Below are 6541 nucleotides of genomic sequence, written 5' to 3'. Positions count from 1 at the left end.
GCGACCAAGTCGGCAATGGTGAAGTCCGTCTCGTGGCCCACGGCGGAGATCACGGGCACGGGCGATTCGGCGATGGCGCGCGCCACCACCTCTTCGTTGAAGGCCCACAGGTCCTCGGTCGATCCCCCGCCCCGCCCCACGATCAGCACGTCCGCGCAGCTCGCCCGCCCGAAGAGGCGGATGGCGCGCGCGATCTCGTCCGCCGCGCCGTCGCCCTGCACTCGGCAGCCGCAGACCACGATGCGCGTCCACGGCGCGCGGCGGTGGATCACGGAGACGATGTCGCGCAGCGCGGCGCCCTGTGCGGACGTCACGACTCCGACGCACGACGGGTGCGGCGGGATGGGCCGCTTCCGCATCGCCGACGTCAGTCCCTCGGCGTCCAGCGTCGTCCGGAGACGGTCGAACGCCAGCTTCCACAGCCCCTCGCCGCGCCCCTCCAGATCGGCGACGACGAGCTGGAACTCGCCGCGCGACTCGTAGATGGTGAGCCGGCCTAGCGCCCGGACGTGCATCCCCTCCGCCGGAGACGTCGGCAGGCGCCGCGCCTCGTCGCGCCACATCACGCACCGCACCTGCGAGTCCGCGTCGCGAAGCGAGAAGTAGCAGTGTCCGGAGCGGGCCTTCGTGAAGTTCGACACCTCGCCCGAAACCCACATCGGCGGGAAGAAGCCTTCCACCAGGTCGCGCGCCGCTGCGTTGAGCTGCGACACCGTCCACTCCACGCCGCGCTTCGGCTTCGACAGCGCGGGCGACAGCGGATCCGCATCCACGAACCCCGCGTCCGCCTGCCGGGCCGCGACCGCGCGCGCCAGGTCCTCGTTGCGCGCCTCGGGCGAGCGCGACGTGCGCGCGATCTCCGCGGCAGACGAGAAGAGATCCCAGCTCACGACGCCCTCCGCCGCCTCGGCGCGCGCCGCTGGGCACGGGCCGCCGCGCGCCGCGCCGCCTGCACCGTGTTGCGCAGCAGCATGGCGATGGTCATCGGCCCCACGCCGCCGGGGACGGGAGTGATCGCGCCGGCGACCTCGCTCACGCCCGCGAAGTCCACGTCGCCCTCGATGCGGTAGCCGCGCGGGTCCGACTCGTCGGCGACGCGCGAGACGCCGACGTCGATCACCGTCGCGCCGGGCTTCACCATCTCCGGCCGGATCAGCCCCGGCTTGCCGACGGCGACCACGAGGATGTCCGCCATCTTCGTGAACGGGGAGATGTCCGGCGTGTGGCGGTGGACGAGCGTCACCGAGGCGTTCGGGCCCGGCGCCATCAGCAGCGACATCAGCGGCTTGCTCACGATGAGGCTGCGGCCCACGATCACCGCGTGCTTGCCGTGCGTGGGCACCTCCTCGCGGCGGATCAGCTCCATGATGCCCGCCGGCGTCGCGGGCACGAAGCCGCGCGGGTCGGCGATGAAGGCGCGGCCCACGTTGAGCGGGTGGAAGCCGTCCACGTCCTTGGCGGGGTGGATGCGCTCCAGCACCGGCTTGGGGTTCAGGTGCGGCGGGAGGGGAAGCTGGACGAGGATGCCGTGGATGGACGCGTCGGCGTTCAGGCCGTCGATGGTGCCGTACAGCTCCTCGGCCGTCACGTCGGCCGGCAGCTTGAGCGTGCGGTCGTGCATGCCCGCCTCGCGGCACGCGCGGGCCTTGCTGCCCACGTACACCTCGCTCGCCGGGTCGCTGCCCACGAGCACGACGGCCAGGCCGGGCACGACGCCCGCCGCGCGGAGCTGGGCCACCTCGGCGGCCACCTCCGCGCGGATCTCGCGGCTGATCGCGGTCCCGTCGATGATGCGCGCCACCGTCACCTCTTCCCAGTCAGGCCCGCCAGCACGCGGGCGTACGGCACGCTCACCCGCTCGATGCTCTTCGCCAGGCCCCGCGCCGTGTCGATCTCCACCACGGCGCCCTGGAGATGGAGGTCGTCGTCCGCCGGCTGCATGCGCTCGCCGCGTGCCTGCGTGCGCTGCCGCTCGATGGAGATCTCGGTCTTCATCCCGATCACCCCACCCAGGCCGCCCGTCATCCCCAGGTCGGTGATCTGTGCCGTGCCCTTGGGCAGCACGCGCTCGTCCGCCGTCTGCACGTGCGTGTGCGTGCCCACCACCGCGGCCACGCGCCCGTCCACGTAGCGCGCGAACGCCTGCTTCTCGCTGGTCGCCTCGGCGTGGAAGTCGATCACGACCGCGTCCGCCTCGCCCGTCAGCGTCTCCAGCAGCCCGTCCACGCAGCGGAACGGGTCGTCGATGGGCGCCATGAACGTGCGGCCCTGCAGGTTGAGCACGGCGAGCCGCACGCCGCCCACGTCGACCACGACCGAGCCGTGGCCGGGGTTGCCGGGCGGGTAGTTGGCCGGGCGCAGCAGGCGCGGCTCGGAGTCCAGCAGGGGCAGGATCTCCTTCTTGTCCCACACGTGGTTGCCGGTGGTGATCACGTTCACGCCCAGCTCCAGCATCTCCCGCACGATCTCGGGCATGATCCCGAAGCCCCCGGCGGAGTTCTCGCCGTTGAGCACCACCGCGTCGGCCCGCACGTCGCCCCGCACCAGGCGCAGGAGCTGGTTGACCGTGCGCCGCCCCGGGCTGCCGATCACGTCCGCCACGAAGAGCACCCTCACGCGCCGCGCCCCGCGAGGTTTTCCGCCAGAGCGAGGGCGGGGTCGTGCGGCGGAGATGCGGTCATGTGCTCGCTTTCGCGGGTGCTTTTCGGGAGATGCGGACCGGCCGTGCGCGCCGCGTGAGGGGCGCGGCGCCGGAGCCCGCCAGGCCGGAAGTATAACCTCCCGCCCATGGGCCGGACAAACCCGCCGCACGCCCGCCGCGCATCCCCCGATGCCAGCGGAGGATCGGCGATTCGGCGCATCGGGCAGATGCGAACCGGCCCGCCAACGCGCGTCCGCGAACGCTACGCATCTCGTCTGCCGTCCAGCGGATTCGGATCGGCCGATGATCGATGTACGCCACGCATCGCATGCACCGCGGTAGATGCGCATCGCCGCCGCTCCCATCGACCGACGAGCCGTCCGACGACCCCGGCCGATGGTACGCACGCGGCGGATGCGTGCCGCCGGACTGGGACGGCCTCTTCCGACCGCAGGCGAGCGGCGGGCGTCACACCGCGTCGGGAACGGGGCGGGTGAACGCACGCGCCGCCGGACGGGCGTGCGAAACTGCTTGCGCTCGCCGGGGCGCGTACCGCTTATTGGGACCCCGCAGCCGGCGCCCCTCGCCGGCCGCGGCCCTCTCCGCGGCCGACGTCTCCTCCGCGCCCCCCGTGCGGATGCCGGACCGCCACGCCGGAGAACGCCCATGCCTCTGCTCCCCGTCCGCCGCCGCACCCGCGCCGCCGCACTCCTGGCAGCCGTCCTCCTCGCCGCCTGCTCGGACGATCCCGTCCGCCCCATCGTGGCGAACCACGCGCCCGCCCTGGCCGGCACGCTCCTGCGCTGCGAGGCGCGCGTGGGCGACGGCACGGTCACGTGCGGCGCGCCCGCGGGCACCGCGGACAGCCGCCGCAACGTCATCGGCGGGCAGGGGCTGTACGTGCGCATGGCGTCGAACTCGGTGAGCTACTCGGGCGGCATCTTCAGCTTCATCGCCACGGTCCAGAACCTCACCAGCGCGCCGCTGGGCACGGCCGACGGCACCACCCGCGACGGCGGCGGCGTGCGCGTCTTCCTGATCTCGCCGCCCGCCGCGACGTCCGGAAACGGCACCATCACCACCACGAACGCCACCGGCACCGCCACATTCACCGCCGCCGGCCAGGACTACTTCCAGTACGGCGGCAGCATCGGCGGCGTGGACCAGCCGGAGCTGGGGGCCGACGGGATCCTCTCTCCCGGCGAGGTCTCGGGCTTCCGGTTCTGGGGCTTCGCCGTGCCGGGCACCGTGAGCACCTTCGCCTTCAGCGTCTACGTCTCGGCCGCGACCTCGGCGGCGGGGCCGCTGGCGAGCGTGGCGCCCCAGATCACCGGCGTCTCGGCCACCAGCCTGGCGCCGGGCGACAGCATCACGCTCACCGGCTACAACTTCGCCGCGCTGCCGGCGTCGAACACCGTCACCATCGGCGGGCACGCGGCCCGGGTGACCGGGGGCAGCGCCACGCAGCTCTCGGTGGTCGTCCCGTGCGTGGCGTCCGGCACGGTGGCGCTCCAGGTCGCGCAGGGCGGGAAGACGGGCGCGGCGGTCTCGCGCCCGCTGCACGCGCCCGCCACGCTGCTGCTGCCCGGCCAGTCGGCCGTGATCCGCGACCCCGCCGCCGTGGCCTGCACCGAGCTGACGGCGCCGCCCGCGAACAGCCGCTACGTGGTCTCCATCTTCAACAGCAGCACCTCGCCGAACTCCTCCACCTCGTTCCAGGTGTCGGGAGATGCGGTGGGCTCGGCCGCCCCCGCGGCGAGCGCGCGGCAGCCCGCGGCGGCCCCCGCGCTCGTCACGCCGTTCGCGCCCGACGGGTTCGCCGCGCGGGCCGAGCAGCGCGCGCAGGAGCGCCACATGGAGCTGCTGGAGAAGAACGCCGAGGCGTACGGCCGGCTGATGCCGCACTTCGCGCGCGACCCGCGCATGCGGCGCTCGGCGGCGGCCGCGGCGGCGGTGACCGCGCCGCCGCCGGTGCGCACCATCCGCGTGTCGAACATCAACGCGGCGAACATCTGCACCAGCTCGTTCAACGTGAACGCCACGCGCGTCTACTACAGCGGCAAGATCGCCATCTACGAAGACGCCGACAACACGCCGGCGGCGTTCAAGGCGGCGAACAACCCGACCATGGCCGCCAACTACCAGAAGATCGGCGACCAGTTCAACGCCGACATGGAGCCCATCCTCCACGCCAACTTCGGCGACGTGCTGCGGCGCGACGCGACGACCGACAACAACGGCGTGCTGGTGGCGTTCTTCACGCCGCTCATCAACACCAACTTCTCCGGCGTCGCGGGCTTCGTGGTGAGCTGCGACCAGTTCCCCAACGACACGGGCACCGGCAACACCAACACCGCCAGCAACTTCGGCGAGTTCTTCTACGCGTACCAGCCGGACGTGCCGGGTACCGGCTTCACCGCCAACACGGCCGAGAACTGGTACCGCACCATCCGCTCGACCTTCATCCACGAGAGCAAGCACGCCGTGGCCTACGCCTCGCGGACCGTGAACGGCGCGCCCTTCGAGACGGCGTGGCTGGAGGAGGGCCTGGCGCGCACCAGCGAGGAGCTGTGGGCCCGGCAGGCGGTGTACGGGCCGCTGGCGTGGAGGGGCAACACGGGGTACGGCTCGGCGGGGAACCCGGTGAACATCTACTGCGACCGGCGCCCGCAGGGCTTCCCGGAGTGCGACGCGAACCCGCGGGCCCCCGCGTCGGTGATGCAGCGGCACTTCACGTCGCTGTACACCGAGATGGCGGGCACCAACGGCCGCATCCTCTCGCCCTTCGGCCGCACGCCGTTCGACAACGGCTCGTACTTCTACGCGATCTCGTGGTCGCTCATCCGGTTCAGCGTGGACCGCTACGCCACCACCGAGGCGCAGTTCCTCACCGCGCTCACCGAGTCGAGCCTCACCGGCACGGCCAACCTGAGCGCGGCGGCGGGCGTGCCCAGCGACCAGCTCCTGGGCGGGTGGAGCCTGGCGCTGGCGGTGGACGACTACCCCGGCGCGGCGGTGGGCGGCGACGCGCAGGTCCCCACCTGGAACTTCCGCAACATCTACGCGTCGTTCAACGCCGAGGCGCCGGGCTTCAACCTGGTGTACCCGCTCACGCCCACGGAGCTGGGCTTCGGCAGCTTCGCGGCGGTGAGCGTGCCCAGCATCTACGGCGGCGGCGTGGCGTGGTACCAGCTCTCGGGCACGCCGTCCGGGCCGCAGGTCATCCGCCTGGAAGGGCCCGGCGGCGCCGCGCTGGACCCGGCGATCCGCCTCGCCATCGTGCGCGTGCAGTGACGCGGGCCGCGGCGGCGCTGGCCCTGGCCGCCGCGCTCGCCTGCGCGCCCGCACCGCCCCGCCCGGGCGCTGGAGCCCCGGCGGCCCGCGCGGGCACGGCCGCATCGCCGGGTAGTGCCGGCGCAGCGAGCGCCGCGCCCGGCGACACGGTGCGCGGGACGGTCGAGGAAGCCGGATCGGAGCCCGCCACCGTGTTCGTGCTCCGGACCCCCGGCGGGCGGATCGTCCGCCTGGACGGCAGCCGGGCGATGCTGGGCAGCGTCGCGGGCCTGGAGGTCGTCGCGCGCGGGCCGCGAACCGCGGCGGGCCACCTGCAGGTCGTCTCGCTCTCCGTGCGCGCGGCAGACGGGCTGTCGGCAGTGGATGGCCAGCTCTCGCGTGCGGGTTCGGGCTGGGTGCTCGTGACGGACGACGGCTACCGCCTCGCCATCGCTCGTCTCCCCGATGCGCTCCTCGGCCAGGAGGGAGCGCACGTCTGGCTCGCCGGTCCGCCGAACGCGCTTCCGACGAGGTTCGGTATCGTCTCGCCCCCGTAGCTCGATACTGGATCCACAAAAAAAGCATTCGTCGGCCGAGCGGAATCCCGCGACGTACCGATGATCTCGC

The 6541-nt window shown here is 73.2% G+C and carries 5 protein-coding genes; 2 read left to right on the top strand and 3 right to left on the bottom strand.

All coding sequences use genetic code 11. The features are described from left to right. The 3 genes from xseA to VFE05_04700 all read right to left on the bottom strand — a co-directional run. Window positions 1–890: exodeoxyribonuclease VII large subunit (gene xseA / locus VFE05_04710; GenBank protein HET6229358.1), on the bottom strand; the 890-nt coding region annotated here is incomplete at its 3' end. Next, on the bottom strand, window positions 887–1801 hold the full coding sequence (locus VFE05_04705) for a bifunctional 5,10-methylenetetrahydrofolate dehydrogenase/5,10-methenyltetrahydrofolate cyclohydrolase (GenBank protein ID HET6229357.1): 915 nt from the start codon (window positions 1799–1801) through the stop codon (window positions 887–889). The genes xseA and VFE05_04705, both read right to left, overlap by 4 nt. 2 nt (window positions 1802–1803) lie before the next feature. Continuing rightward, window positions 1804–2616: a TIGR00282 family metallophosphoesterase gene (locus VFE05_04700; GenBank protein HET6229356.1), complete on the bottom strand. Its 813-nt coding sequence runs from the start codon at window positions 2614–2616 to the stop codon at window positions 1804–1806. 691 nt (window positions 2617–3307) lie between these two features. On the opposite strand from VFE05_04700, the gene VFE05_04695 reads away from it, so the two are divergent. Both VFE05_04695 and VFE05_04690 read left to right on the top strand, forming a co-directional pair. After that, window positions 3308–5935: an IPT/TIG domain-containing protein gene (locus VFE05_04695; GenBank protein ID HET6229355.1), complete on the top strand. Its 2628-nt coding sequence runs from the start codon at window positions 3308–3310 to the stop codon at window positions 5933–5935. Then, window positions 5932–6471 carry a hypothetical protein gene (locus VFE05_04690; protein ID HET6229354.1) on the top strand — a complete coding sequence of 180 codons (540 nt, stop codon included), beginning with the start codon at window positions 5932–5934 and terminating at the stop codon, window positions 6469–6471. Before VFE05_04695 ends, VFE05_04690 begins: the two co-directional genes overlap by 4 nt. Window positions 6472–6541 lie beyond the last annotated feature (70 nt).

The sequence above is a fragment of the Longimicrobiaceae bacterium genome (assembly GCA_035696245.1).
Lineage (GTDB): Bacteria > Gemmatimonadota > Gemmatimonadetes > Longimicrobiales > Longimicrobiaceae > DASRQW01.
This window is presented reverse-complemented; position numbering and strand designations above follow the sequence as displayed.